The sequence below is a fragment of the Mycobacterium arosiense ATCC BAA-1401 = DSM 45069 genome (assembly GCF_002086125.1).
Classification (GTDB): Bacteria; Actinomycetota; Actinomycetes; order Mycobacteriales; family Mycobacteriaceae; genus Mycobacterium; species Mycobacterium arosiense.
Genome location: NZ_MVHG01000405.1, coordinates 1 through 236, shown reverse-complemented (window position 1 = coordinate 236; position 236 = coordinate 1). Strand labels below are relative to the sequence as shown.

1 pseudogene is annotated in these 236 nt (G+C 73.3%); it reads left to right on the top strand.

Annotated features, from left to right (window positions below):
• Positions 1-236: pseudogene (locus BST14_RS32355) on the top strand (S9 family peptidase); the annotation flags it as partial.

Sequence of the window (236 nt, the reverse complement as noted above, 5' to 3'; positions counted from 1 at the left end):
GTGTCGCTACGGCGACCTGGCCTACGTCGATGCCTGGGATGCCCTGCTGGCGGTGGAAGAGAGCCATGGGCCGACCGGGGTAGTGCATCGCATCGTGCGCCTGGACGCCGATGGCGCGCGCCGGGTGCTGGTCGAGGGCGCCGATTTCTACGCCGCGCCGCGTGCCGCCGGCCAGGGGCGGCGGCTGGCCTGGATCGAATGGGACCGTCCGCACCAGCCCTGGACCGAGACCCGCC